The organism is Paraburkholderia dipogonis (assembly GCF_046027395.1).
Lineage (GTDB): Bacteria > Pseudomonadota > Gammaproteobacteria > Burkholderiales > Burkholderiaceae > Paraburkholderia > Paraburkholderia dipogonis_A.
Window position 1 is genome coordinate 1 of sequence record NZ_JAQQEG010000101.1, and the last position, 2,808, is coordinate 2,808.

At 58.8% G+C, this 2,808-nt stretch carries 1 protein-coding gene; it reads right to left on the bottom strand.

Annotated elements, in window-relative coordinates; all coding sequences use genetic code 11:
• Window positions 1-2,340, bottom strand: a 2,340-nt coding sequence (locus tag PQR32_RS41985) for a hypothetical protein (RefSeq protein WP_408241743.1), incomplete at its 3' end; no start/stop codon positions are given.
• Between the last annotated feature and the right edge of the window lie 468 nt (window positions 2,341-2,808).

Consider the following 2,808-nt stretch of genomic DNA (forward strand, 5'->3'; position numbering starts at 1 on the left):
CGCGGCCTGAGCAAGCGCTTTCAGGTAAGGTGTCGCGGTCGTGGCGAGACCCTGTCCACGCTGTTGCATCGCTTGTCCATAGTAGTCGAGCACGGCCGGATCGCCCCTGGCTCCGGAACCGATGTCGCCCATAGGAGCGGCGCCAGGCTTGTTCCCTTGCGATAACTCGAAGCTCTCGATGGCCGGTCGCATGGCGGGTGTATAGAACGAAGAAAACCAGTTCACAATCGGCGTCGCATTGAGCGCAGCATTCTGATACTCGATGTGAAGTGCGTCGGCTTCGGCATTGAGTCCCTGCGCGCGCAATCCGTTGACCTGATGCCGAAGCGCCTCCGCGTGGTAGATCTCGGAGAAGTTCGGAAATAACAACGTTGCGAGCGCCGCCGGCGGAAATGCGAACGACGCAGCCGTCGCGACGAGACCGCCGATGAGTTGCACGGAGTCGTTGCCTACGTTCCATTTTGCCTGCTCGCTTCCCGGGTTCTGAATCAGCTCTTTGATATCTGAGGACAATTGCCCGACAGACGGCGCAAGTCCGATCGCGGTACCGAGCAGCGACAGCGCCTTCGACGACAGGGCGAGCATCTTATTGCCGGTGATGTTGGCTACGCTGATCACGTCGCCACTCGTGCTCAGCGAATCGGCCGTTACTGACAACCGGTTCAGCGTGCTTGAATTGTTATTCACGTTCGCCGAGCTCGACCCCAGCGCCAGTATGTCGATTGGCAACCAGTGACCGTTGGCCTTTACGCTAGCCGGCAGGCCCCTGCCTCTGTTTCCGGGACCCACGAAGCCGGCAGGCAGGGGCGTGGTTTGTGCGGACCGCGATCGGAATGGCGGCGACACCTGGATATCGCGGTCACGATTGATGAGTACCGTCTGACTGCCGTGATGGTCCGTCATCGGTCGGGAAGTTTGCGCGGTGCGGTGTCGAATCTCGACATTCGCTTGAGATTCGCGAGCGATCTGCGGCCAGCCGGCTTGAGATCCGGCATCATGCCCATGTCTTCGTTGCTGAACGGCCGGGTGCGCTGGGTGCCCTGCGCCAGCTGAGGCCTCTGGTTTCTGCGGCACCGACCGGCTTGGGTTCGGCGGCACGGTCTGTACGTCGGCGTGGTCCTTCGCCGTCGCCGCCTGAGTCCCTGCCGTGGCTTTGAAAGGAGCGGCCTGAGTCGCTGTACTGATCGTCGACCTACCGACTGTCTGCACGGAGCGGTCATGATGATGGAGGCTCGTTTGCGTTTCGTTATGGTCCGTTCGAGCTTTTGCCTGAACAGACTTATCCAGTTGACTCGGCGAGCCGGTTTGCACATTCTGATGCTGCACACGGATGCGGGTCTGGTTGCCGCCATCGGCGACATGCGGCGTTGCCTGAGTGCCTTCGCTCGTTGTTCTCCGCGAATGCGTCTGGATCTCGGCATCGTGCGCGTCTTGCCGTGTCTGGGTTTCTCCATCGGCAACATGCTTATCCGTTTGAGTACCGGCGTGATTGTCTGGCGGCAAATTCGTTCCCTCGCCCGTTTTCTCTGTATTGCCCGCGTGGGTCGGCTGTTTTTCCGTGTGATCCGAATCCGTCTGGGTGGGATGACTCTGCGTGAAAGTCTGCGTCTGCACCGCCCTGCTGGCGCCGAAGGCTTCCGTTTGAGTCCGGGTATCACGACTCCTTGCCGGTATACCGGTCTGCGTGCCGTGCGACTGATGCAACGGACTTTTCGTTTGTGTTTGCGCATCACCCGTTCTGTGTGCGGTGGTTTGAGACTGCTTTGATACTGAAGTCGGTCGGAAATGGACAAGCATGATCGCTTCGTGCGGATCGTGCCCGGAAAGAAGCGAGAACGTTCCCTGCCGCAACGGGCCATGCAGATAATTACGCACTGTTGCCTGCTTATCCTCGACCTTCGAGAAATCGATCGCGTAACCGACCGCATTGCCCAGCGACTTGCCCGCTTGCAATGCGGTCAACGTCGTATTCTGCCCGCCGTAGGCGTCCAGCGCCTTACCGAAAAAACTGAAGAACCTGCCCAGATTCGACGCCATGCCATTGCCCGCATGCCCCATGCGGTTTGCCGAGATCAACCGGGATGAAAAGGAACCTGTTCCCGGTAGAGGCGGCCTGTTGTGCAGCGTGCGCCAGCTCGACAGCAGAAGGCCAGCCTTGAAGTTCAGGCTATTGGAGAACGGTGTCGATACGGAAGGAGAGACCGGGTCGTGAGGCTCAGGATGATGGATAGCCTGGGACAGTGGCGCGACATCTTTCGCGGCGTTCTTGTCGGGTTGCGTGGAATAGCTACCGACATATTCGTTGTCGTGGACGGTACTGCTCGATGTGGACGTCGTCATCTTGATGACCTCTTAAAGGAGCGATGCGAGCAATCATTAAGTCACGCCCGGTCAGGGCGATGTGGTATCGCTGTAGTTCACCGAGGGAGAATGGAAATAGATCGCCGCCCCGAATATCGCGACAATCCCGAGCATCATGAATAGACGCTTTATCTGGTATTGGAAAACAGAGACCCCACCCCGCACCAGGCGCGTTCGTCACAAACCGACGACATCGTCGTTGCGGTTGTTCACAAGACCATGCTCAACGAGTTCTACCGCATTACTTCCGCAAGAAGATCCACGACTCGATCCCTGCCCTGCAGCCCGATCTGGACGCGTGGCTTGACCGGTACAACAAGGCGCGCGACATCAGGGACGGTGGTGCTACGGCAGGACACCTGTGCGTACCTTCCTCGATTCGCTCGAACTCGCCAGTGAGAAACTGATCTCTCACTGAATCGGCTTCTTGACTTCGCTTCCCCGACT